Origin of the sequence: Streptosporangium sp. NPDC006930 (genome assembly GCF_040635605.1) — a bacterium.
Taxonomy (GTDB): domain Bacteria; phylum Actinomycetota; class Actinomycetes; order Streptosporangiales; family Streptosporangiaceae; genus Streptosporangium.
On sequence record NZ_JBEYID010000021.1, the window covers coordinates 11,674 to 34,063 of the forward strand.

General features: G+C 69.6%; 22 protein-coding genes and 1 pseudogene. 3 read left to right on the top strand and 20 right to left on the bottom strand.

The features are described from left to right. Nucleotides 1–120: 120 nt before the first annotated feature. The 13 genes from ABZ664_RS29985 to ABZ664_RS30045 form a co-directional block, all read right to left on the bottom strand. The gene (locus ABZ664_RS29985) at nucleotides 121–1,236 is read right to left on the bottom strand and encodes a lytic polysaccharide monooxygenase (RefSeq protein ID WP_362516943.1); all 1,116 of its coding nucleotides are present in this window, start codon (nucleotides 1,234–1,236) and stop codon (nucleotides 121–123) included. 457 nt (nucleotides 1,237–1,693) lie between these two features. Beyond that, complete coding sequence (locus ABZ664_RS29990) at nucleotides 1,694–2,014, bottom strand: DUF6204 family protein (protein WP_362516946.1); 321 nt, start codon at nucleotides 2,012–2,014, stop codon at nucleotides 1,694–1,696. Further along, nucleotides 1,995–2,633, bottom strand: a complete 639-nt coding sequence (locus tag ABZ664_RS29995) for a TetR/AcrR family transcriptional regulator (protein ID WP_362516949.1) — start codon at nucleotides 2,631–2,633, stop codon at nucleotides 1,995–1,997. The genes ABZ664_RS29990 and ABZ664_RS29995 overlap by 20 nt, the downstream gene beginning before the upstream one ends. A gap of 333 nt (nucleotides 2,634–2,966) precedes the next feature. Then, on the bottom strand, nucleotides 2,967–3,440 hold the full coding sequence (locus tag ABZ664_RS30000) for a hypothetical protein (RefSeq protein WP_362516952.1): 474 nt from the start codon (nucleotides 3,438–3,440) through the stop codon (nucleotides 2,967–2,969). Nucleotides 3,441–3,753: 313 nt separating this feature from the next. Further along, complete coding sequence (rph, locus tag ABZ664_RS30005) at nucleotides 3,754–6,429, bottom strand: rifamycin-inactivating phosphotransferase (RefSeq protein WP_362516954.1); 2,676 nt, start codon at nucleotides 6,427–6,429, stop codon at nucleotides 3,754–3,756. A 116-nt stretch (nucleotides 6,430–6,545) separates the two neighbouring features. Continuing rightward, nucleotides 6,546–7,214, bottom strand: coding sequence for a DUF998 domain-containing protein (locus tag ABZ664_RS30010; RefSeq protein ID WP_362516957.1), 669 nt, complete (start codon nucleotides 7,212–7,214; stop codon nucleotides 6,546–6,548). 55 nt (nucleotides 7,215–7,269) lie between these two features. Beyond that, nucleotides 7,270–7,653 carry a hypothetical protein gene (locus ABZ664_RS30015; RefSeq protein ID WP_362516960.1) on the bottom strand — a complete coding sequence of 128 codons (384 nt, stop codon included), beginning with the start codon at nucleotides 7,651–7,653 and terminating at the stop codon, nucleotides 7,270–7,272. A 473-nt stretch (nucleotides 7,654–8,126) separates the two neighbouring features. Further along, nucleotides 8,127–9,590: a HAMP domain-containing sensor histidine kinase gene (locus ABZ664_RS30020; RefSeq protein WP_362516963.1), complete on the bottom strand. Its 1,464-nt coding sequence runs from the start codon at nucleotides 9,588–9,590 to the stop codon at nucleotides 8,127–8,129. Further along, on the bottom strand, nucleotides 9,587–10,270 hold the full coding sequence (locus ABZ664_RS30025) for a response regulator transcription factor (protein ID WP_362516966.1): 684 nt from the start codon (nucleotides 10,268–10,270) through the stop codon (nucleotides 9,587–9,589). The genes ABZ664_RS30020 and ABZ664_RS30025 overlap by 4 nt, the downstream gene beginning before the upstream one ends. Then, nucleotides 10,267–10,791 carry a GerMN domain-containing protein gene (locus tag ABZ664_RS30030; RefSeq protein WP_362516969.1) on the bottom strand — a complete coding sequence of 175 codons (525 nt, stop codon included), beginning with the start codon at nucleotides 10,789–10,791 and terminating at the stop codon, nucleotides 10,267–10,269. The genes ABZ664_RS30025 and ABZ664_RS30030 overlap by 4 nt, the downstream gene beginning before the upstream one ends. Before the next feature lie 27 nt (nucleotides 10,792–10,818). Further along, nucleotides 10,819–12,030 (bottom strand): acyltransferase, encoded by a 1,212-nt coding sequence (locus tag ABZ664_RS30035; protein WP_362516972.1) that lies wholly within the window; start codon nucleotides 12,028–12,030, stop codon nucleotides 10,819–10,821. Further along, nucleotides 12,030–12,872: an SGNH/GDSL hydrolase family protein gene (locus ABZ664_RS30040; RefSeq protein ID WP_362516974.1), complete on the bottom strand. Its 843-nt coding sequence runs from the start codon at nucleotides 12,870–12,872 to the stop codon at nucleotides 12,030–12,032. Before ABZ664_RS30040 ends, ABZ664_RS30035 begins: the two co-directional genes overlap by 1 nt. A gap of 443 nt (nucleotides 12,873–13,315) precedes the next feature. Then, the gene (locus tag ABZ664_RS30045; protein WP_362516977.1) at nucleotides 13,316–13,861 is read right to left on the bottom strand and encodes a GtrA family protein; all 546 of its coding nucleotides are present in this window, start codon (nucleotides 13,859–13,861) and stop codon (nucleotides 13,316–13,318) included. A 284-nt stretch (nucleotides 13,862–14,145) separates the two neighbouring features. On the opposite strand from ABZ664_RS30045, the pseudogene ABZ664_RS30050 reads away from it, so the two are divergent. Continuing rightward, nucleotides 14,146–14,325: pseudogene (locus ABZ664_RS30050) on the top strand (helix-turn-helix domain-containing protein); the annotation flags it as partial. A 148-nt stretch (nucleotides 14,326–14,473) separates the two neighbouring features. Here ABZ664_RS30050 and ABZ664_RS30055 read toward each other — a convergent pair. Next, the gene (locus ABZ664_RS30055; RefSeq protein WP_362516980.1) at nucleotides 14,474–15,244 is read right to left on the bottom strand and encodes a serine hydrolase; all 771 of its coding nucleotides are present in this window, start codon (nucleotides 15,242–15,244) and stop codon (nucleotides 14,474–14,476) included. Here ABZ664_RS30055 and ABZ664_RS30060 point away from each other — a divergent pair, their 5' ends adjacent. Beyond that, entirely contained in the window at nucleotides 15,245–15,862 is a 618-nt protein-coding gene (locus ABZ664_RS30060) for a DUF433 domain-containing protein (protein ID WP_362516983.1), read from the top strand. Next, on the top strand, nucleotides 15,843–16,229 hold the full coding sequence (locus ABZ664_RS30065) for a DUF5615 family PIN-like protein (RefSeq protein ID WP_362516987.1): 387 nt from the start codon (nucleotides 15,843–15,845) through the stop codon (nucleotides 16,227–16,229). Before ABZ664_RS30060 ends, ABZ664_RS30065 begins: the two co-directional genes overlap by 20 nt. On the opposite strand, the gene ABZ664_RS30070 is transcribed toward ABZ664_RS30065, so the two are convergent. The 6 genes from ABZ664_RS30070 to ABZ664_RS30095 all read right to left on the bottom strand — a co-directional run bounded on the left by ABZ664_RS30070 (nucleotide 16,124) and on the right by ABZ664_RS30095 (nucleotide 22,388). After that, a complete protein-coding gene (locus ABZ664_RS30070) occupies nucleotides 16,124–17,356 on the bottom strand; it encodes an MFS transporter (protein ID WP_362516991.1) in 1,233 nt (410 codons plus the stop codon). The genes ABZ664_RS30065 and ABZ664_RS30070 overlap by 106 nt on opposite strands. After that, nucleotides 17,353–17,763, bottom strand: a complete 411-nt coding sequence (locus ABZ664_RS30075) for a DUF2237 domain-containing protein (RefSeq protein WP_362516994.1) — start codon at nucleotides 17,761–17,763, stop codon at nucleotides 17,353–17,355. Before ABZ664_RS30075 ends, ABZ664_RS30070 begins: the two co-directional genes overlap by 4 nt. Then, complete coding sequence (locus ABZ664_RS30080; RefSeq protein WP_362516997.1) at nucleotides 17,760–19,322, bottom strand: amidase family protein; 1,563 nt, start codon at nucleotides 19,320–19,322, stop codon at nucleotides 17,760–17,762. The genes ABZ664_RS30075 and ABZ664_RS30080 overlap by 4 nt, the downstream gene beginning before the upstream one ends. Beyond that, the gene (locus ABZ664_RS30085) at nucleotides 19,319–20,602 is read right to left on the bottom strand and encodes a DUF1116 domain-containing protein (RefSeq protein ID WP_362517000.1); all 1,284 of its coding nucleotides are present in this window, start codon (nucleotides 20,600–20,602) and stop codon (nucleotides 19,319–19,321) included. The genes ABZ664_RS30080 and ABZ664_RS30085 overlap by 4 nt, the downstream gene beginning before the upstream one ends. 146 nt (nucleotides 20,603–20,748) lie before the next feature. Continuing rightward, nucleotides 20,749–21,444: a GntR family transcriptional regulator gene (locus tag ABZ664_RS30090; RefSeq protein ID WP_362517003.1), complete on the bottom strand. Its 696-nt coding sequence runs from the start codon at nucleotides 21,442–21,444 to the stop codon at nucleotides 20,749–20,751. Continuing rightward, entirely contained in the window at nucleotides 21,441–22,388 is a 948-nt protein-coding gene (locus ABZ664_RS30095; protein ID WP_362517006.1) for a polysaccharide deacetylase, read from the bottom strand. The genes ABZ664_RS30090 and ABZ664_RS30095 overlap by 4 nt, the downstream gene beginning before the upstream one ends. Nucleotides 22,389–22,390 lie beyond the last annotated feature (2 nt).

The window sequence follows — 22,390 nt, forward strand, 5'->3', positions numbered from 1 at the left end:
GTACGAATCAGCCGTGGCGGGGTCCAGGTGTCCGGGTTGACGAGGAAGACGTAGTCGGCGCCGTCGGCGAGCGCCGCCGAAAGGCGGCGGGCCGACGTGTGCCCGTTCAGTGAAAGAGGGTCAGGTCGTCGTGCAGGTGAGGGCGGGGATGTTCCTGCTGGAGCCGGAGACGACGAGTCCGAAGGTGGTGGAGGCGCCGGCGCCCAGCGAGCCGTTGTAGGCGGCGTTGCGGGCGGTGACCGCGACCCCGCTGCTGGTCACGGTCGCGTTCCACGCCGACTGGATGCTCTCTCCACCCGCGAGGTTCCATTTCACCGTCCAGCCGGTGATCGCGCTGGAGCCTGCGGTCACGTTCACGTCGATCTGGTAGCCGTTGGACCAGTCGGAGGCGATGCGGTAGGTGGCCGAGCAGCCGCCGCCCGGACCCGGGGTCGGGGTGGGCGTGGGAGTCGGGGTCGGCGTGGGGGTCGGGGTGGGGGTCGGAGTGGGCGTGGGGGTCGGGTCGGGGTTCGTGCCACCGGTGAAGTTGACGTCGCTGCAGAAGTAGTACGACTGGTCGAGGTGGCTCGCCTGCCAGACGGTGTAGACGATGTGGTGGCCGGTACGGCCGGGCGCGTTCACCGGGATGGCCGTGGTGGTGCCCGTCGGCCTCTTGCCCAGCTCGTTGACGAGTTCCAGGTCACTCCACTTCAGCGCCTGGGTCTTGGGGTTGAAGCCCTGTTTGGTGACGTAGACGCGGATGTAGTCCGCGCCGTGCGAGGCCTGGTCCAGCAGGTTCATCGTGAACGAGGAGGGACGGTCCACGGTCTTCCACGCGCCCACCGTGTCCATGGTCCGGTAACGGCCGTTCTCGGTCCGGCCGCCGCTGCACAGCTGCCCGTCCGGGATCGCGCCCTGGTGGTTGCCGCCGACGTTCTCGCGGAACAGCCCGTTCCAGTTCCACATCGCGTTGGGGTTGTCCTGCCAGGCCTGCCAGCACATCGGGTCCTGCTGGGCCATGGCCGGGTTCTGGAAGTCACCTGCCCAGCGCTCCCAGCAGCCGTAGTTGCGCGAGGGCGGATCGCTGATCGAGCCGTGCGCCGAGGCGGGGGCCGCCATCACGGTGGTGAACATGAGCGCGGTCGCGATCGCGACGGCGGCCGCGACGACCATCCGCCATACCGAGACTCGGTGGACGGTGACGCCGTCGGACACGTGCACTTGGTCGCGCAGAAGTCGGAGCGTACGTGACCTCATCGTGTGAAGGTCTCCTTTTGAAGGCCGGGATTTCGAATGCCGGGATGACGAGTCCTGGCGCGCCGAGTGAGGGCGGAGTCCTCACGCCAGAAGGTCACCACCGTCGCCCACTCCCCGGCCCCGGAGCAACCGTGGCGCATGCTTCCCGGAAGGCGACCGGCCTGGAACTGGCCATACGCTACAAAACGGATGAAAGGTTCATTTCCGATGATTTTCCCGGAGGCGGCTCCGGCATCCGTTCCCAACACCCACCCGGAGGCGGCGCTCTCACTCCGTCCCGCCGAAAGTGATCGGCAACCGCGACGGACAACAACCACGCTGAGCGTGGACACCGTCATGACTTACCCGAAGGCACCAGCCGGGGCACGGCTGTCAACGTAGCCGGCGATGTCGCCGTGAAGCGGCAGCGCTGTCGGGGCTGCGGCCGGAGGGATCCATACCGAGGCCGGCTCGGCGGTCACATCCGCCGCCCCCTGGGACGGATCTTGATCTCGCGCATGTCGGTCACCGCGAGCTGCAAGATCTCATGCGAATGCCCGTGCGCCTCCAGCGCGACCATCGCGCCGAGCGCCGCCTCGTCCTGGCCGTCGTCCGGGCCTGCCGGAACCTGGCAGCGGAAGGTGAAGGCCGTCACGCTTTGATCGTGGGTGAACGTCCCGGCCTCGGTGTAAGCGAGGTCGCTCGCGGCCAGGACGGCCGCCCGCCCCGCGTCGTCGAGCCCGGTGAACTTTCCTCTGATCGTCACTCTGAACAACTGCTCATCCCTCTCGTACGGCATAGCCGAGCAGGCGCTCCCCCATGAGGCCCTCCGCGGCGTCGATCAGCTCCAGCACGTCCGCGGCGATGGCGTCCGGCCGCTCACCGGCCGCGGTCCGCCTGCCGATCTCCGACAGGACCATGCTGTGCAGGCTCCCAAGCTGCCAGGCGACAGCCCCCGGCACCGGGTCACCGGGCGCGGCTCCGGTCTCCTGGACCAACCGGGCGGTCAGCTCGGCGGTCATCTGGTGGGCAAGCCACTCAAGCCGGGCGGTCAGCGTGGGCGCGGCTCGCATCATCTCCAGCACGCGGCCGAACCCCTCGCTCAGCCCGACCTTGCGCTCGTGCCCGCTCACCTCCTGCCGCAGCCGCGACAGGACCGCATCGGCCGCCGACTGGCCGGGGTCACGCCCGCGTACCATGTCGGCCAGTCGCTGCGGGGATGCCTCCTCCGGGGGCAGGACGAGGTCTTCTTTGGTGTGGAAGTAGTTGTAAACGGTGTTGACCGACACCTCGGCAGCCGCAGCGATCTCGGCGATCGTGACGTTGTCGAAGCCACGCGCGACGAACAGGCCGAGGGCCACATCGGAGACACGTTGCCGGGTCTGTCGCTTCTTGCGCTCGCGCAGGCCCTCAGACATGTGTGGAGCCTACTCAAAATTTGGAGTCGATTGCAATTTTGCGTCTTCCGCACCATCTTGGCGCCCTGGCCATCAAACCGTGCCTCACGCACCTCGGCGTGGCTCGCGCCCGGGATCGAGCGCGAGCGGTCGGACACCGTCAAACAAACCGTCTAACGAGCCGGCAACCGGCCGCCAAGACCCCCGGCGGCCCCTCAAAGGGAGCCGCCTGTGATGCCGATGACCCCGGATGCCCGCTCCGGGAAACTCGCTCACCGACCTGGGAGTCCTCACTCACCTCACCCGGCTCCGGCCTGACCGCAGACGCGCGGACTCGCCGGAACGGAACGAGATCTAGCTGAACGACGCCGACTGCAGGGTGCAGTCGGTGATCCACGGGCCAGGGTTGACCGGTGCCGTGGAGCACCTCCAACTCGCGGTGATGCTGGTTGTCCCGGCGGGAATGGTGGTGTAAGTGACCGTTCCGGTGAAGTCGCCGTACGGGGAGTGGCCGCTGCTGCACAGGGCCTGGATCCCCACGGATGTGCTCCCGGCGGGCAGGGTCTGGGCGAACTGGAACGCGTACGTGCCGGGGACGCTGACCAGGCCGGGGGTTATCGAGGACGATCCGGCACGAATCATCACGTTCGAGGGATACCAGGTGCTGACATTTCCATAGTGGTTGGAATTGGAGCACTCCACCCTGCCGTACAGTACGGCGCTGGTCGCGGCGGCGGGTTGCGCCAGGCCCACGACGCCCAACGCCCCGGTGACGAGCAGTGCGGATCCGACCGCCAGTCCTCGACGAAGCAGTTTCGCGGCGAACATCTCCGTTCCTCCTTAATACTTCTGACATCGGCCACCGCGAATTCAGCATTCTCGCCCGGCACGGTCAACAGTCGAGCGATTTCAACAGAGCCACAACCGTCACGGCGAGGGGATCCCGAAGTCCGAATCCACCGCCGGTCAATTCGTCGTCTTCCAGGGAAACGACCGCACGGGAGAACGTGCGACCAGCGACGTTGATGAAAATTCCACGGACACCGGCCCTGAAGGCGTGTACCTGATGTTTCGGTCCGCCGATCGCGAGCCGCGCCCGGCCCCCTTGAAAGATTCAAGGGGGCCGGGAGACCGCATCGGCTCAGGCGAGGATCTGGACGTACCCGTCGGTTCCGTGCACGCGGATCCGCTGCCCGTCCCGGATCAGCCGGGTGGCCTGCTCCACGCCCACGACGGCCGGCAGGCCGTACTCCCGCGCGATCACCGCCCCGTGCGTCATCAGACCGCCCACCTCCGTCACCAGCCCGGCGATGGTGACGAACAGGGGTGTCCAGCCGGGGTCGGTGTAGGCGGTGACCAGGATGTCGCCCGCCTTCAGGTCGGCCCGCGCCATGTCCGTGACGACCCGGGCACGGCCTTCGACGGTCCCGGCCGAGACAGGGAGGCCGACCAGCGCGCCGGGCGGGGCGTCCTCCCTCCGATACCGGCCGGTGATGACCTCGCCGTCCGAGGTGAGGACCCGGGGCGGCGTGAGCGCCTCGTACGACCGGAACGCCTCCCGCCTTTGCAGGATGAGTTCGGCGTCCACGTCGTCGGTACGCACAACCTCTCGCAACTCCGGGAAACGAAGGAAGAAGATGTCCTCTTTCTCGCGCAGGACGCCGGAGCGGACGAGACGATCAGCCTCCCGCAGCAACGCCTGCTTGTAGACGAAGTAGCGGCTGACCTTGCCGTACTTGGGATACTCCCGGTATCCGGCGAAGGTGCGGACGCGGTCGATCATCCGCTTTGTCTCCTCGGCCTTCTGCTCCCCGTCGGGCAGGGCCCGCAGTCGCGTCAGAAGCTCCTCCTCTTTCCTTCGTGACTGCAGGAGTCCCTGTTCGAAGTGTCGTTTGCCGGCGCCCGGCTCGAAGTTCTTGATGTTGCCGAGGATGGTGGGCACGAGCGTGGCGGGTTGCTCGCTCCAGCGCGTCCTGGTGATGTCGATCTCGCCCGTGCAGCGCATGCCGTACTCGTCCAGGTAGCCACGGATGGCGTCACGCGCCTCCTGCCCGCCGGCGAGCTCGGCCAGCTCGTTCAGGAAGCCGTCGCCTTCCCGGCCTTCGTCCACGACGCGGTGCAGGAACGTCACGACGTCGGCGTGCGGCCGGATCGTGTCCGCGACGTCGAGGAGCGCCAGCCCCATCTCGGAGGTGACGTTGTGGGGGACGGACTGCGTGAGCGCGTCGGCCGCGTTCTTCTCCCCCAGCCACGCCTCAAGGTGGTCGTTGAGCCACCAGGCCGCCTCCATCCCCGCCATGATCACCTGAAGGCTCCGCGGATCGAACAGGATGCGCTTCAGCTCCGCGATGTCGGCCTGGATGAAGTCGAGCAGCGCCGTCCCGGACAGTGTCCGGATCTCGCTCCGCAGGGTGGCGACGGACTCCTGACTGTGCCGGATCAGCTCGGTGACGACGGCCGGATCGGTCTCGATCGGCGCGGGTGGGGCACCGGCCGGGGCGGCGACAGACTCCTCGCCGGGAACCGAGCGGATGAAGTCGCCGCGGTCGAGGACGGTCTGCAGCGCGTCCCTGATCAGCGGGTCGGACTTGCCCAGGGTTCCCAGGATGCTCGCGCGCCCCGCGGGCGTCGCCAGGGCGGGAGCCACGTCGACGAACAACCGTCCGCCCGCCTCGGGCATCGGCCGCGGGGTCGTCAGCTGCCACACCGAGAGTCCCAGCGGCTTCATCGCGTCGGTCATCATCTGCTGGTGGCCGACGGAGACGTAGAGGTGGTTGTCCTGGTCGTCGGTTTCCGGGACGGGGAACAGGGTGGTGATCGCCCGGCTCTGCACGATGTGGAAGTCATCTCCGACCAGGCACCATTCGATGTCCTGGGGCCTGCCGAAGTGCGCTTCGATGCGCCGGCCCAGCCGCACCAGACGCACGACCTGTGCGTCCGTCAGAGCCGGCTGTGTCTGGCGCCCCGGCTCGACGGGTGCCTCCTGGGTGCCGCCTGCCTGCGACGCCTGGACGAACCGCGATTTGGTCGCGATCGCCGTGGTGACGGTCTGGTCGTCGCGCACCGTGTATACGTCCCCGGCGACCAGGCCGGAGACCAGCGCCTCGCCGAGCCCCCAGCCGGCCTCCACGGTGGCGATCTTCCGGTTCGAGGTCACGGGATCGGCGGTGAAGAGGATCCCGGCCGCGTCGGGGAACACCATCCGCTGTACGACCACGGCCATCCGCACCCTGCGGTCGTCGAAGCCGTTACGGCGCCGGTAGGTCACCGCCCGCTCGGTGAACAGCGAGGCCCAGCACTTTCGGATGTGCGCAAGGATCTCCGGTAGGCCCACGACGTTCAGGTACGAGTCCTGCTGACCGGCGAAGGACGCGGTCGGCAGGTCCTCGGCCGTTGCGCTGGAACGCACCGCGTAGGATTCCTGCTCCCCGAGCCGGGCGAGCGACTCACTGATCGCCGCCACGAGGTCGTCGGGGATCGTCACGCCTTCGACGACACGGCGGATCTCGGCGCTCAGGGTGCGGATCGCCGCGTGGTCGTCCGGTTTCACCCGCGACAACAGGTCGAGTTGGGCGTCGATCGACGGCGCCTCGGCCACGATCCGCTGGAAGGCCTCCGTCGTGACGCAGAAGCCGTCCGGCACGCGAATGTCATTGATTCGCAAGAGCTCGCCCAGGTGTGCCCCCTTTCCTCCGACGTCCGCGATATCCGTCGAGTCGATCTCCTCGAAACCCCGTACGTAACCCAATTCCGTTGCCCCCATCGTTCGTCGGGTCGGTTCGCAACGGGCAGTATGAAGTACTTTTTGATGTCTCATGAGGCGCGCGAATCTGGTACAAAATGAAAGGGGCAGGGAGCGGCGCACCCTCAGATCTCGGAACGGGAAAAGCCCGGCCCCTCGCGACGCGAGGAGACCGGGCCGTACGGATCTCACTACCTGAGCGCGAGCCACCGATCCGCCGCCACCACCGCGATCCACGCCATCCCGGTGAGCGCGCCGATCGCCAGGGTCAGCGATCCGGCCGTCCCACCCGTCATCGCCCACCCGTCACCGAGGGCGAAGACCAGACCGCTGAGCCGCGAGGCGGCGGCGAAGCCGGGACGGCCCGCCCGGGAGAAGTGGCGGCCCAGCACGAAGCAGGCCGCGATGTACGCGGTGAACGCGATGGACCCGGCGACCATGTGCATGAGGCCGCTCCCGCTCAACGTGCCCGTCTGGCCCAGCGGGGTGCCCGCGGGGAAGCCGTCGCCCGGGTCCATGACGAACACCCCGGCCGCGGCCATCGCGACCCCCGCGACCAGGACCAGCCGGGGCGCCCAGGTGCCACCGGGCGTACCCCGCAGCGCGCGGCCCAGGCCGATCGCGCCGGCCACCGTCAGAGCCCCGCTGACCAGGAAGTTGGTGATCTGCAACCAGCCCAGGTCGCCGGTACTCAGCATGCTCAGAGGGTGGCGCGTCAGATCGAAGCCCTCGCGGGTGAACACCTGGGCCAGCGACACGACCGCGAAGAGCGGCGCGGCGGCGATGGCGCAGGCGAGCAGCACACGCGTCGCCGGGGTGGTGGAACCGGTGGCGGTGGGGCCGGGCTGCAAGGCGGTCATGACGGTTTCCTCTCTGCTGCGACGGGGATCCGTCGCCGTACTCGTTCCGCCGGTCTCACCCGGCCTCGCTGACGCGTCGAACGAGGAGGACGGGATTCGACGCCGTCACGCCGTCACGTTCCCGAACTGCGCCGATGCCGATCCGACCGCATTCCCTGTCACATCGGACCGCGCCCCTGGTCGAGGTTGAGCGGGCAAGGCGGTCGGTGAGCGTTCCGTAGAGGGTCAGGGCGAGGCTGCTCAACGCGATGAACGCGCCGATCACGCTCGCCGACTGGTCGGCCTCCTCCAGCTTGTCCTGGGTGAACAGGTAGAGGCCCATCGCACTCACCGTGACGATGAACACGATGATGCCCGCCCATTTCAGAACGCGTCCCGACATGACCTCATCATTCCGTGACCGCAAGATCACATGAAGCGATACGAAGCGCGCGGGCACGGTGTGATCGGAATCGTTAAGCTGCCGCCACTCACCGTGGAACGGGTTGAGACGGCGGTCGCCACCGACATCTCCCGCACACGCCGCCCTGCCCGGGCTCGCCCCCCTGGTCCATGGCCGACCACGCGCTGACCGCGACCGCCGCGACCTTTACCTGTACGCGGCGGGATCCGGCAAGGACTCGGTCTACCGCCTGCGCCGTCTCTGGGCAACGGGGACCTCACATGCGCGGGGTGCGTCGGAGAGGGTCTGCCTGCCATCTGCAGGGAGATCGGGCCGACAGGCATGATGAACCACGCCGGCCCGCTCCTCGCCCCCGACTCACGCGTGCTCTACAGCCTGGGCGTGCACTGGCACGGAGCCTTGACCCAGTTCACGCACCAGACCTCGCAGGCACGGCGTAGCCCCGCCTCAGTCGGCGCTGGATCTCGGGTCGGCTCCGGCCTCGTTCTTCCCGGGTCCGGCCCGCCCGTTCACCCGGTGCCGCGAGTGACGGGCGTTCCTCGCGGTGGATTCCGCGGCAGGGTGAGGGTCAGCACGGCTCCGCCTCGGGGGGCGTTGGTCGCGGTGAGGGTACCGCCGTGCAGGCGCGCGTTCTCGGTGGCGATGGCCAGGCCCAGGCCGCTGCCGTCGGTACGGGTACGGGCGGCGTCACCTTTGGTGAAGCGATCGAAGACGTGGGGCAGCAGGTCGGCGGGGATGCCGGGCCCGTCGTCGGAGACGGTGACGGCGATCCGGTCGGTGTCGGCCCTGACCTGGACGAGGACCGATACCGCCGTACCGCCGTGCCGCAGCGCGTTGCCGACGAGGTTGGCCAGGATGACATCGACGCGGCGCGGGTCGAGCCGGGCGCGCAGCCCAGGGGGGACATCGGTGCGGACCCGGTCGCGCCAGTGCCGCAGCGCCAGCGTCTTGCCGACGAGCTCGCCCACGTCGACCTCGTCAAGGTTCGGTACGACGACGCCGGCGTCGAAGCGGGACACCTCGATCAGGTCCTCCACCAGGCGGCTGAGCTTGCGTGTCTCGTCGGAGACGAGTTGCAGCGCCTCGGCGGTGAGCGGCGCGAGGCGGCCGGAGGCGGCGTCGACGTCGAGGACCTCGGTCACGGCGGACATGGCCGCCAGCGGGGTGCGCAACTCGTGGGAGACGTCGGCGGCGAACCGGCGTGCCCGCGCCTCCATGTCGTGCAGCGCGGCCGCGTCGGACTGGAGTGTGGCCGCCATGGTGTTGAAGGTACGGCCGAGGTCGGCGAGTTCGTCGTTGCCGGTGACGCGTACTCGAGTGTCGAGACCGCCGCCCGCCATCCGCTCGGCGGCCGCCCGCAGCCGCCGTACCGGTCGCAGCAGTCTGCGCGCGGCCAGCAGCGCGGGGACGATGGAGACCAGGGCGACGGGCAGGGCTCCGGCGCGGGCGGCGGCCGCCAGGGTGTCCACATCCTGCTGCTGGGAAGCCAGGGAGAAGGAGGCGTAGACGACGAGGGGCGGGGGGTCGTGCGGACGGGCGGCGGCGGTGACCGGAAGGGCCACGGCCAGCCAGGGCACCTGGCCGCGATGAAAGCGCTGGGCCAGGGCGGTGGTCGCGGTGGCCGCTCGAGCGCGCAACCGCGCGGGCAGTGGCGGCTGCGCTCCGGTGGCGATGAGCGGGCCGCCGCGATAGGACAGGGCGGTGCGCCAGCCGCGGATACCCGCGGTGCGGTCCAGTTGCAGCGCCAGCGTACGCAGCTCCGTCTCGCCGGGGTCGGCAGGCAGGTCGGGCGTCCGGGAGGCGAGGTGGACGCGCAGCTCCTGCAGGGCGTCGGCCTGGGCGCGCTCCACGATCGCGGCGCGGCCCTGACGGAAGGTGAAGACGGCGACGCTCAGCGCGCTGAGCACGGAGACCAGCAGGAACGCCAGGACCAGCTGAGCTCGCAGGCCGCGAACGAAGGACAGGTGGATCACAACGGCCCGAAGCGGTAGCCGAAGCCGCGTACGGTCTGGATGTAGCGGGGGTTGCGGGGGTCGTCCTCGATTTTGGCCCGCAGCCGCATCACACACGCGTCGACCAGCCGGTAGTCGCCGTAGAAGGTGTGCTCCCACACCTGTTCCAGGAGCTGCTGGCGACTGAAGGTCTGTTCGGGCGCGGCCGACAGGAACAGCAGCAGCCTCAGCTCCGTCGGCGCCAGCGCGAGTTGCGTACCGTGCTTGAGCGCGCGCAGGGCGACCCGGTCGACGAGCAGGTCGCCGTGAGTGGTGCGCGCCCGGTCGGAGGAGGCGGGCGGCGCGGTACGGCGCAGCACCGCGCGCATGCGCGCCTCGATGACCTCGCTGCTGGCAGGCTTGATCACGTAGTCGTCGGCGCCGGCCTCCAGACCGACCACGATGTCCACGTCATCGTCGCGCGCGGACAGGATCACGATGGGCACCTGGCTGAAGGCGCGGATGCGGCGGCAGGTCTCCAGGCCGCTCATACCGGGCAGCATCAGGTCGAGCAGCACGACCTCGGGAGCGCTCGCGACGAGCTCGGCCAGCCCGTCTTCACCGGTCGCGACCAGCACGGTTTCGTGGCCCCTGTGGCGCAGGCCGACACTCACGCCCCGGCGCACGGCCGGATCGTCTTCTATCACGAGCACACGGGTCATGGGGAGGCTCCTTGGTCGGCGGGGACGGCCGATCCGTTCTCGGCGCATCTGACCGGCCAGGGCCGGTCCATGGCGGGCTCGACCACCTCGACGACGGGATCGTCGCCGACGTCCGCGGCGGCGGCCGTGCACACGAGCTGGCTCACCGCCACCGGCCGCAGCTCGCGTACCTGCCAGGGCAGACGCAGTTTCACCCGGCCTCCGCTCGTCGTGGCCCGGACCGGCCGGGCTGAGGCGGGAAGCCGTGTGACCAGCCCTCGGGCCCGCTCCTCCGCCGTGGGACCGGCGAGCAACGCGTCCATCGCCCGTTGCAGCCGGTTTCCGGCCGGGGCCGGGCGCGAGACCGGCCAGGTGCCCTCCTGCGTGACGAAGTACACCCGCAGCAGCCGGTCGCTGTTCTCGGTCAGGCCGCCCTGGACCGGCTGACCGGCGGGCAGCACATCGGTGTCGGTGATCCCGCAGCCCGCCAGCGCCGCCGCCACGACCAGAACGGCCGCCACGCGGCGCAGCACCCCCGGCATGTGTCGTTCCTCCTCTTCCACGCGCTGTCACTCAGCGGCGTGACGTGGCTGGAGCCCGCCGAGCCTGCTCACATCGACCGTCCCCGCACCGGGCAGCGGCCGCGGTATCACCGCCCACACTCCCGCCGCCATCACTCCCGCGACGGCCAGCGCCACCCATCCACGGCCTCCGGTGGCCCACCGGGTGCGCGACCGTACCGGGTCCTCGACGACGACCTTCGACACTACCGCAGCCAGCAGCGACAGCCCGATCGCGCCGACCGTCCAGCCCCAGCCGGCGAGCCCGGCCACCGGCCGTGGCAGCAGCAGATAGACCGGCCAGTGCCACAGGTACAGGCTGTAGGACAGTTCGCCCAGCCGGCGCGGTACACCGCTGCCCACCGCCCGGCCCACCAGACCGCCCCGCGCATGGCCCAGCAGCGCGATCAGCACGGCACCGGCCAGGGCGTGGGCGAACATCCCGCCCTGGAACAGGGCCGGGGCCTTTTCCCCGCCGGTCAACAACCATGAGGCGAGCAGCCCGCACAGCAGCACGACGCAGATCACCTCCACGGCGACGCGCGACAGGCCGGCCACCGCGTTCCGGACGGGCTCCGTGGCGGCAGCGGAGCCGAGAAGCAGGGAGAAGGCCCGGGTGTCGGTGCCCTCGTAGGCGCGGGTGGTGTCCACAGCCGCCCCCAGCTTGATCATGAGCAGGAGTGACCCGAGCGCACCGGCGACCGCGACGACCGCGACGCGTCGTTGCCCGCCGGGCCCCCTCCCGGCCGACGCCACCACCAGGGGCCAGACCAGGTAGAACTGCCACTCGACGCCGATGCTCCACAGGTGGGCGAACAGACGGGTGCCGGAGGCGTTCCAGTATCCGATCCGCTCGCCGATGAAATGCCAGTTCAGGCTCTGGGCGGCCACCCACGGCGCGTCCCGCAGGGCGGACCCCAGCACGCCCGGCCCGGCGAACGCCCAGGCCAGCAGCAACGTCGCCACGACCATGACGGCCAGCGCGGGCAGAAGTCTCCGGGCCCTGCGCCCCCAGAAGGCCACCAGGTCGATACGTCCGCGCCCGGCGAGCTCCTCAAGCAGCAGACCGGTGATCAGAAAGCCGGACAGCACGAAGAACAGGTCCACGCCCAGAAACCCGCCCCGCAAGTGCCCGGCGTGGAACAGCAGGACCCCGGCGACGGCGAGCCCACGCAGCCCGTCGAGCGCGCCGACATGCGCGCGGCGGGAGACCGAATCCATCAACCGCAGCCGAGTTTGACGAAGCGCTCGTCACCGGTCCACGGCCCGGTGGCCCAGACGCCGGGGGCGGGCGGAGTGAAGCCCGCCAGGTCGCCGAGCCGCCTGACGAACCAGGCGGCGAAGGCCGCCGACCCCTGTTGACAGGAGTGGATCCCGTCTGTGGCACGCTGTGCCCTGTCGGCGGCGTAGTCGTCCCCCCACAGCTCAGAGGCATCCAGGTAGCGAACGTCGGCGACCTTGGCGGCCATCGCGGGCGCGCTCTTGATCGCGTCCTCGTGGGGCTTGTAGAACCCGTCGATCTTGAACGGCGGAGCGGACACCAGGACGAGCCGCGCGCCGGCGTCCTTCGCCGTCCGGGAGAGCTCTTGGTAGGCCGCCAGCTGCTGGCGGGGCGTCCCCCAGTCGTAGCTGGTGATCTGGTACGCGATCACCGTCGGCCGGAAGGAGGCCAGCTCCTTCTTCAGCCTCTTCCAGGTGTCCTTGGCCGCCACGATTGTCACCGGATGATCACCGGCGACGACGGTGCCGCCGCCGTCGGAGGTGGCGTTCCTGAACCACACACCACCGGCCTTCAACGCGGCCTCCACGGCCGGGGCCTCCGCACCCGCGATGGAGTCGCCCATCCACAACACCCTGACGCCGTTCGCAGCCTGGTCGGCGTGCCGGGCCGTCGCGGTCGTCGCGGTCGTCGCGGCCGGTCCGTCGCCGGGGGCTGCGGTGAATGCGCCGCAGGCCACCAGCATGGCCCCGACCGCGACGGCGGCCGCCATCACTCCGGCGCGGCGGCGGCCGGTGGAGCCATGAGGGAACGGGAAGTCAGGAGAGGGGTTCGTCGGTCGCATGATCCGTAGGCAATCAGACGAATCCGGTGGTCAGCCGCGCTGTCATCGTTTCATCACACAATGAGGGATCAGCCATCACAGAGCTTCGCCTCCGCGACCTCGTCCCACACTGTGGCCGTGGCTACGACAGCGGAGGCGGATAGCGGTGGATCTCCGCTTTCCGGTTGCGCCGAAAAGGAGCCCACCACCGCCGAAGCCAGTGAGACCCTGAAGCTCCACATCACCGAGCTGATGAAGAGAAGTCAGGCGTTGGATGTCAAGATCACTGATCCCGGGGAGAGGGACATTCCCTGCGGTGAGGGCCGGACCAAACGGACCTTCGCCGCCACAGGTCAGGACACCGACCCCCCTCTGACGCGGATGGGCTCATGGTGGGACGCGCTCCGCTGTCGCTCCTTACGAGATCACCGAGGACCCAGGCAACGTCCCCATGAAGCTGGCCATCAAGCCGCCTCTTCTGTGGAATCGGGAGTGGGAGCCAGTCGCACGTCGCTGGACCGGGCCTCCTCGTCAGGGAAGACCCACTTCCGGAACGCCCAGAAACGGAAGACCATGGCGATCAATGTGCCAATGACCTGTGCGCTCACGAAGTCGGCGATCTCCTGGGTCACCAGGCTCACGTCCGGGGTCTCCAGCAGGAACACGTATCGGGAGATCCATAGCGGCACGGAGCTGAGCACCAGACCGATGCCACTGACCAGGAAGAACAGCGCAGCCTCGTGACGGCGCTCGCGACCGCCCCTGGTCCGGAACGACCATTCGCGGTTCAACACATAGGACACGATCGTCGCCACGAGCACCGCGATGACCTTCGCGGTCACCGGCTTCGGTTCCAGAATGGTCAGCTTCAGCCCATAGAACACCGTGTTGTCTACCAGGAACGCTGTTCCACCCACCACCGCGAACTTCAGCAGCTCACGGTGCTTCAGCGCAAGTGCGTGCAGCAGTCCCGGTAATCTTACGAGTACTGCGTTTGCTATTCGGAGCACCCCTGATCTTCTCACTAGTCGGACACCCTGGTGACAAGATTTACGGATATAGCTTATCCGGCTTCGCCATTATCGATCGCGCTCAACCCTTGGCGCTTAATCATGCTTTCTTAGCGAAACACGACACCTTCTGAGGCTCCTGGAAGCACACGCCAAGTGGTCCGCTCCGGAAGTCCTTCGGGGGTTGACTCCGGAGCCGGTGTTACTGAGGATGAAGTCTCGGCGTAACGGTGTGCTTGGGGCCGATTCGGGTGCGTTGTCCGCGTGGATGTAGACCTGAAGGTATGAGATACGCGGACAGAAGCGGGGGCTTGTCCGCCCGGGCTCGGTCGCAGCGTGAGGAGCTGCGGTTTCGGGCCGCGGACATGTTCGCCGGAGGAATGGGTGCGCCGCGGGTGGCCCAGCTGCTGGGCATCACCCGCAAATCGGCGTGTGAGTGGCGCCGGGCCTGGCTGGCAGGCGGCAAGGCCGCCCTGGTCTCCCAAGGACCCAGCAGCAGATGCCGGCTGAGCGATGAGCAGCTGGATCGGCTGGAGGCGGAACTGGGAGGTGGTGCGGCCGCCTACGGCTGGGCCGATCAGCGCTGGACCCTGGCCCGGATCAGGCTGCTGATCAAGGAGCTGTCCGGAATCTCTGGAGCACCTCACTTCCGCTCTTGGCTGCGACGCGGACATCACGTTGAAAGCCCATTGCCAGGCGATTCTTGGTCACTTGCTGAGCCATCAGCTGGCGGACCTGGGCGCACGCCTCAGCGGGGCCGGCCTCGTCGCGCCAGATCAGGCGCAGCAACTGGGCCATCTCCCTGGGAGTCGTGCGGATTGCATGTTCGGGTTGCATGGCACGGGAGGACCACAGCCGTTCCTGCAGATCCTGGGATTCATCGGCCGAGCGTGCTGTGGCCGTTGCGTGAGTCAGTTCTGCCCAGTCGGTAAATCTCGCGTCCTGGCCTATCGAGTCGAGCATGGCCTGCAGGGAGAAGGGAATCGCGGTTACCTTCAGCCCCAATTCGGTCAAGGTCGCTCGAACGCGGTCCAGGCCGACACGATCGATGAGGATGTCGGTGGCCGCGTTATCGCTCACGACCAGCATCATCCTGGTCAGGTCGCGTATGGAAGCGTCGACTTCGTCGGCGAAGGTAGAAAAGCCTGTCGGGCCTGCTGTTCGCGCGTTGGGCCTGATATGGACTCGGTCTTGTAGATCAAAATGGCCCGCGTCGGCCTGTCGGAAGACTTCCACGGCTATGGCGACCTTGAAGACCGAGGCAGCCACGACCAGGTCATCGCCGCCGACGTGCACTTCCGCGGCGCCGTCTATGTCCAGGACGCATAGCCATCCATCGCAACCGGCATCGGCAAAGAGCTGTTGAATCGACTTACCGACCACATGATCACCCTGGCAGAGTGTGATGGATTGCACCAGGCCGGCGTCAACCGTGGCGCGGTGCTGATCCCGGAGATCTCCAGCACCCGGCCCGTTCTCTACTCCTTCCGCGATGTGGTGGCGTTGTGGACCTGCGTCAAGCTGCGCAACGACGCCTCACTGCAGAAGATCAGACGGGCGCTCGACACGCTCCGCGACGACCTGAAAGAACACGACCACCTCTCCTCGTACACCCTGGTCGCCGACGGCGGCAGCATCTACCTGGCCGAGCCCGATCAGGCGGTCGACCTGGTACGGAAGAAGGCCAACGTGGTCATCCACGAGATGGTCGATGTCCTGCAGCCGTTCTACCGCGACGGCAGGCACATCCCGCCGCTGCTGCGGCCTCGCGCGCATGTGACGGTGGATCCGGCGGTCCGCGGCGGAGTGCCGGTGATCGAGGGCATCCGCGTCCCCTACGACGAGGTCGCGGCCTTGCTCCGGGATGGGCTCCCCCCGGAGCGGATCTCTGAGTACTACCCGAGCGTCACCTCCACGGCGGCCCTGGATGCCGCCGACTTCGCCGACTACGTTGACAGCTACGATCCCCCCAAGGAACCGCGTGAGGCTGCTGCTGGATGAGAACGTGTCCCGGCCGCTCCACCAGGCCATCAACGCCTTCGTCTTGGGGCATGAGATCGTCCACCTGCTGGATCTCGACCGCAGGTCAGGAACCCGGGACGAGAACCTCTACCCCCGAGCGGTGGCCGAGGGATTCCACGTCATCCTGACCAACGACGCCCGGCAGATGCAGCGCCCTCGGGAGGTCGAGGCGATCGCCGCCTCCGGGCTGCATCGGATCGAAGCCGGCGGCCAAGGGCGAGGTGTGGCGTGCCATGGCTCCTACCTGGGGTGCAGCGCTGCCAGGTGGCGTCGGCCGAGGGTGCTGGCCGTGGCGCCGACGCAGGCCGCGGCGAGCGCGATCAGGAAGGCGGCGAGCGGGCCGTAGCGGTCGGCGAGGGTGCCCGACAGCAGCGCGCCGACGGCGTAGCCGACGACGACGGAAGAGGTGAGCAGGGTCATGACCCACGAGATCCTCTCCGCCGGGACCGTCATCTCTCCCTGGGTGTAGGCGGTGACGAGGATCGGTGCGATGGTGACACCGGGCAGCACGATCAGCAGGCCCAGTGGCCAGAGACCGCCGATGTGCAGCCCGCCGACGATCGCGAGGGGCAGGGTGAGAACGGCCAGCAGGACGAAGCCCGTCTGGAGCCGGCGGGCCGGCGTGAAGGACGCGGGCAGCATCGGGACGAGCACGCCGGCGAGGGCGCTGCTCAGCCCGAGTATCGCGTAGATCAGCCCGGCCGCCCCGTCGGCGCCGGCGTCGACCGCGCGCCAGGTGATGCCTGCCTGCACCGCGCCGAAATAGCAGCCGAGGCCGGTCAGCCCGGCGGCGAGGAGGAACACGGGGCCGCGCAGTACCGGGGCCGAGGTGTCCCCGTCCCGGCGCTCGCCCCTGGCGACCGCGGCGGCCGTGGGATGCAGGGCGAACGCCACGCACATCGTGGCGGTGAGCCCGGCCGCCACGAGCACCGCCGCAGGGGGCGAGGTCGCCGCCGCGATGACGCCGACCAGCGCGGGCCCGAGGACGAACGCGAACTCGTCGCCCGTTCCCTCGAAGCTCATCGCCGCGGGAAAGCGGTTCATGGGCAGCCGTCCCTGGTGGGCCAGCGCGGTCCAGCGGGCCCGGGACAGCGGGCCGACCTGCGGCACCGAGAAGCCCGCGACCACCGACGCCACCAGCGCCGCCCACGTGGGCATGCCCCGCACGACGCACACCACCAGCAGGACGAGGGCCGCCGTGTGCAGCAGCGCCGCGGCCAGCCCGGCCGGCCGGTGCCCGTACCGGTCCGCTGTTCGCCCGACGAGCGGCCCGCCGGCCGCCTGCCCCACGGCGAAGGCGGAGGCCGTGGCGCCGCCGAGCGCGAGGGAGCCCGTGGCCCCGCTGACCAGCAGCAGCGAGCCCAACTGCCCCATGGTCGCGGGGATACGAGCGATCAGTGTGACCGCCAGGAACAGGGATCCGGTGGTGGCGGGCAGGGCCGTGTAGGCACGCAGCGCGTTCCAGCGGCTCATGGTGAGGTGTCCCGGCCGTCGTCCGGGGCCGTGGTACGCAGGTCCACCCCGTACTCCAGCAGTGCCGCTCGTGGGATCACCTCCAGCGCCCGGACGTTGGTCGCCGCGAGGTTCACCGGGCAGGCGCAGCCGGCCAGGTACGCCTCGTACCACTTCGACGCGATGACGCACCAGTGGTCGCCTGGCTTCAGTCCGGGGAAGGCGAGGTCGGGCCGGGGAGTCGCGATGTCGTTGTCGACCGTGGTCTGGAAAGCGATGAAGCGTTCGTCGACGATCGCGCAGACGGTGTGCCCCTTGGGGTTGTCGGGGCCGGTGTAGCAGTAGCCGTCGCGACGGTATCCGGTGATCGGGTCGAAGCCGCAGGGCTCAAGGAGTTCGCCGAAGAAGTTCAGTGCCGGCTCGGTCATCGTCCGCTCCTCGCGGTAGGGAGGTTCGCATCCGGGTCGTGACGCGGGGGTGGGGGGCAGCGGAAGACGCGCTCCTCGAACTCGGCCGCGACGCGGACCAGTCGCGCGTCCGTGCCGGGCCGTCCGACGAGGAGCATGCCGACCGGCAGTCCGTCCACGAATCCGCACGGGACACTGAGCGCCGGGTGCCCGGTGAGGTTGAACACGCAGTTGTTGTCGTGCATCTCGAAGGGGAGGTCGGTGCCGATCACCGCCTCGCGCGGGTCGGCCGGGAGCGGGTGGGGCGGCATCGGGACGCTCGGCAGGACGAGCAGGTCCACCTCGCGCAGCGCGCGATCGACCTGCTCGCGCAGCCGCACCCGCAGTTGCTGCGCGTACGCCATGACCTTGCCGTGGGTGGCGTCCCGTAGCAGCGTGGCGCCGACGAGCGCCAGCACCCCTCCGACCGGTATGTCCTCGGGACGGCGGGCGATCGCCTCGCCGAAGGTCTCCCCGAAGTTCGGGTGGTAGGGCCCGAAGTGGTTGTTGCCCTGGAGACGGGACTCGAAGACGGTGGTGAGGCCGCCCTCGATCGAGATGGGCAGATGGATGTCCCTGCCGTACCGGTGCAGCGGCACCGACACCTCCGACACGGTCAGCCCCAGCCGTTCCAGCGCCCGCGCGGACTCGCGGACCTGGTCGTCGAGACGCGGGTCGGAGCGGCCGGGCCAGCCGAATCCCTCGGTGAGGATTCCGGCGCGCAGCCCGGTGATCTCGCGGGCGTACTGGCCCGCGTACGACTCGTGCTCCCCGCCCGGGTGCGGCGCCGCGGTCGCCTCCAGGAAGGCGACCAGGCCGGCGGCGCTCCGGGTGAGCACGCCGATGTGGTCCAGCGTGCGCTCGGTCGGCATCGCACCGTCGTACTCGACGATCCCGTACGTCGGTTTGAGGCCGAAGACGCCGCACCAGGCGGCGGGGTTGCGGACCGAGCCGCCGTGGTCGGTGCCGATGCCGTAGTCGGCCTGCCCGGTCGCCACCAGGACCGCGGCGCCGCTGGAGGAGCCGCCGGCCGAGCGGCGCGGATCCCAGGGGTTGCCGACGGGGCCGTGCGCGCTGGTGAAGCTCGACCCGGAGTAGCACAGGTCCTCACAGACCGACGTGCCGACGATGACCCCTCCGGCGTCCCGCACCCGGCCGACGACCGCCGAGTCGGACCCGGGGACGAAGCCGGCCATGAGGCGGCTGCCCAGGGTCATCGGCACTCCGCGTACCGCGATCGACTCCTTGACGGTCACCGTTCGCCCGGCGAGCGGCCCGTCTCCCGGCTGCCCGGGGGCGTCGATCCGGTAGAGCCAGGCGCCGTACGGATCGTCCGGGCCACGCGGGACCCGGGTGACCGCGATGGGCGGGGGCTCGGGGGGACGCCCTTCGGTGGCCAGTTCCCGCACGCGGCCGTAGGTGTCGCGCATCCGGTCGATCGCGGGGCCGAGCCGGCCCACCAGGCCGGGGTCGAGGCCCCATCGGCCGGCGACGGCGGCGAGATCGGCGGGTGTGAAGGAGGGAATGCTCGTACCGCTCATGCGTGGCGCCCCGGTTCGCCCGCCGCGCCGACCCGTTCGGGAGCGGTCTCCTCCAACGCCCGGCTCGCCGCGGCGAACGGCTCCACCGGAATCGGGGTGATCCCGGCGCCGACCCGGCCGCGTCCCGGCTCCCGGTGCGCGAGGCCGTTGTTGATGACGGGCTCGATGCCGGTGGCGCGCACCCGGTGCACGTCGATGCCGAGCGGTGTTCCCCGGAAGTCCTCGGCGGGGATGAGGAAACGCCCGCTGGTGCCGGCGCACACGTCCCGCATGCTCCGGGTGATCTCCTGGGCCCTGGCCGTGTCGCCGCCGACGAAGGACATGATCGCCGGCGCCGCGGTCATCGCGAAGGCGCCGAAGCCGGCGGTCTCGGAGATCATCGAGTCGCCCATGGTCGGGGTGACGTCGTCGAGGGTCGCCCCCTCCAGCAGGACCGGGTCGCCGATCGGCGCGGGCACGGTGAACCAGCGGTCGCCGAGCCCGCTGACGCGGATGCCGAACTCCCGTCCGTTGCTCGCCATGGCCGTCACGATCGGGCTGCCGGAAATCCCGCCGGCGGCCAGCGTGACCGCCTTGGCGGCGGAGATCGCGAAGGGCAGTGCGAAGTGCCCGTTGCCGGCGATGAACGAGACCACCTTCGCGATGTCCTCGCGGTCGAAGGGGGTGTGCAGCAGGCCCGGGGTGAGCGTTACCAGCAGGGCCGCGCTGGTCGCGACCAGCCGGTTGTGGCAGTCGTCGCCGCGCCGCAGCCCTTCGGCCACCAGGGCGAGCAGGTCGAGGGGATCGGAGCGCTGGAGGGCCGCGTCGAGGGCCGGGGCGAGCACGTCGCCAAGCCACCGCAGCCGTGCCAGGGTCACCTCGTCGTACGACCCGTAGCGCATGGCCCCGCCGACGCCCTCGTTCAAAGGGGAGAACGTTCTGATGCCGCCCGTGGTCTCGGCTACCACGACGGGGGTGTTCGGCGTGATGATCCCGGCCATCGCCCCGACGGCGTTTGCGTCGTGACAGGGGCTGATGCTCACCTCGCCGCGGTGGATGATCGCCTCGGCCTCGGCGACCGACCCGGCCTCCCGTTCCAGCAGCAGGCCCGCGATGATCGCGCCCCGCATGGGCCCGGGTATGTCGGCGAGTTCGATCGGCGGCCCGGCGTGCAGGAATCGCCGCGGCCCGACCTGGTCGGTGGCGTCGCGTGCCTTGCAGACGTGACGTAGCCGGACGTCGGTGCCGTTCAGGGCGTCGAGGGTCGCCCGCGTGGGATCGGACCCCGTGGGATCGGACATGGTGCTGCTCCTGGTCGGTGGGAGGACGAAAAAGAGATCACGGCATCGCGAGGCGACATGCCGGGTGGGGACGCGACGGGGACTCGCGGTACGTGGCGAGGCTCAGGTGGCGCTCGCCGGAGCGCTGCGGAGGTCGCGGGGGCTTTCTAGGCCGGCGGAGCCTGGTGCTGCCGCTCGGCCAGGAGCGTCCGTACGATCTCGCGGTTCAGCCGGGCGTGTCTGCGCGCATGCTCGGCGGCGAGATCGGCCGAGCCCGAGGCGATCGCCTCGAACCACGCGGAATGCTCCTCGAACAGGTCGTGCGGGTCGCCGGTCTGCCGCAGCAGCCAGTGCAGGCGCCCCTGCAGGGGCTCCAGCACGGTCTGGAGCAGACTGTTGTGCGACAGTTTCAGGATCTCGTCGTGAAACGCCTCGTTGGCCTTGCCGAGCGCGACCCGGTCCCCGGCGTCGAGCGCCTTGCGGCCACGGGCGAGTATGCCCCGTACCCGCCGCAGCTCGGTCTTGGTGGCCCGGGTCGCGGCCTGCTGGCTGGCCAGGACCTCCAGCGTCTCGCGCACGTCGAACAGCTCCTCGACGTCCTGCGCCGAAAGCTCCACGACGACCGCGCCGCGGCGGGGAACCGTCCTGACGAACCCTTCGCTCTCCAGCGCCCGGATCGCCTCGCGCACCGGCAGCCGGGAGACCCCGAGCTGGGCCGCGATCTCGGTCTCGACGAGCCGCGTGCCGGCTGGGTACACGTCGTCGATGATGCGCTGGCGCAGCTCGTCGCGGACGCGGTCCCTGAGCGGCTTGTAGTCGGCGTCGATGTCGAACGAGCCCGACGCGTCCGCCTGCCTGCTCACAGGGCCGTCCTCCCGGTCTTCCGTCTCGGTCCCGAACCGCCGCCGACCGGTGCCGGCCGCTCGGTGCCCTGAAAAGGATAGCGCCGCCGGAAGTCGTCGGCCGCCGCGTCGAAGGTGGTGAACTCGACACCGGGCAGGTCGAGCCAGCTCTCGAAGAGCCGTTCCAGCATCAGCAGCACCTGGGGCCGCCCGGACACGTCGGGGTGCAGCGTCACGGGGAACACCCCGTAGTCGAACTCGCGGTAGACCCAGTCGAACTGGTCGCGCCACAGCTGTTCGACGTCGTGGGGGCTGACGAAGCCGTGGCTGTTGGGGGACTTCTTGACGAACATCATCGGCGGCAGGTCGTCGACGTACCAGTTGCCGCAGAACTCCACGAGGTCCACCTCGGTGCCGTGCTGGAGGGGCTTCATCCAGTCCTCGGCCCGGCGGTTGTAGTCGATCTTCGTCCATTCGTCGCCCACCCGGGCGTAGAAGGGGTGGAAGTCGTTGTAGTTCTGCGAGTGGCCGTAGGAGAAGCCGTACTCCTTGAGGAGCGCCGGGGTGTCGTGGCTCATCTCCCACCAGGGGGCGACGTAGCCGCGCGGCGGGCGTCCCCACAGGCGCCGGATCAGCTCGACGCAGCGGCCGAGCACGTCCCGTTCCTGCTCCGGGGACATGTCGATGGGGTTCTCGTGGGAGTAGCCGTGCGCCCCGATCTCGTGCCCCGCGTCGGCGACGGCCGCCATCTCGGTGGGGAAGGTCTCGATGGAGTGGCCCGGGATGAACCAGGTGGTCCGCAGGTCGTACCGTTCGAAGAGCTGGAGCAGCCGCGGGGTGCCGACCTCGCCGGCGAACACCCCGCGCTGGATGTCGTTCGGCGAGTCCTCACCGCCGTAGGAGCCGAGCCAGCCGGCGACGGCGTCGACGTCGACCCCGATAAGGATCTTGATTTCCTTGGCCATGG

Bases quoted from the DNA above. Each gene is read 5' to 3' on its own strand.
- ABZ664_RS29985 (WP_362516943.1), bottom strand. From the start codon at position 1,236: ATGAGGTCACGTACGCTCCGACTTCTGCGCGACCAAGTGCACGTGTCC.
- ABZ664_RS29990 (WP_362516946.1), bottom strand. From the start codon at position 2,014: ATGCCGTACGAGAGGGATGAGCAGTTGTTCAGAGTGACGATCAGAGGA.
- ABZ664_RS29995 (WP_362516949.1), bottom strand. From the start codon at position 2,633: ATGTCTGAGGGCCTGCGCGAGCGCAAGAAGCGACAGACCCGGCAACGT.
- ABZ664_RS30000 (WP_362516952.1), bottom strand. From the start codon at position 3,440: ATGTTCGCCGCGAAACTGCTTCGTCGAGGACTGGCGGTCGGATCCGCA.
- rph (WP_362516954.1), bottom strand. From the start codon at position 6,429: ATGAGACATCAAAAAGTACTTCATACTGCCCGTTGCGAACCGACCCGA.
- ABZ664_RS30010 (WP_362516957.1), bottom strand. From the start codon at position 7,214: ATGACCGCCTTGCAGCCCGGCCCCACCGCCACCGGTTCCACCACCCCG.
- ABZ664_RS30025 (WP_362516966.1), bottom strand. From the start codon at position 10,270: ATGACCCGTGTGCTCGTGATAGAAGACGATCCGGCCGTGCGCCGGGGC.
- ABZ664_RS30030 (WP_362516969.1), bottom strand. From the start codon at position 10,791: ATGCCGGGGGTGCTGCGCCGCGTGGCGGCCGTTCTGGTCGTGGCGGCG.
- ABZ664_RS30035 (WP_362516972.1), bottom strand. From the start codon at position 12,030: ATGGATTCGGTCTCCCGCCGCGCGCATGTCGGCGCGCTCGACGGGCTG.
- ABZ664_RS30040 (WP_362516974.1), bottom strand. From the start codon at position 12,872: ATGCGACCGACGAACCCCTCTCCTGACTTCCCGTTCCCTCATGGCTCC.
- ABZ664_RS30060 (WP_362516983.1), top strand. From the start codon at position 15,245: ATGATCACCCTGGCAGAGTGTGATGGATTGCACCAGGCCGGCGTCAAC.
- ABZ664_RS30070 (WP_362516991.1), bottom strand. From the start codon at position 17,356: ATGAGCCGCTGGAACGCGCTGCGTGCCTACACGGCCCTGCCCGCCACC.
- ABZ664_RS30075 (WP_362516994.1), bottom strand. From the start codon at position 17,763: ATGACCGAGCCGGCACTGAACTTCTTCGGCGAACTCCTTGAGCCCTGC.
- ABZ664_RS30080 (WP_362516997.1), bottom strand. From the start codon at position 19,322: ATGAGCGGTACGAGCATTCCCTCCTTCACACCCGCCGATCTCGCCGCC.
- ABZ664_RS30085 (WP_362517000.1), bottom strand. From the start codon at position 20,602: ATGTCCGATCCCACGGGGTCCGATCCCACGCGGGCGACCCTCGACGCC.
- ABZ664_RS30095 (WP_362517006.1), bottom strand. From the start codon at position 22,388: ATGGCCAAGGAAATCAAGATCCTTATCGGGGTCGACGTCGACGCCGTC.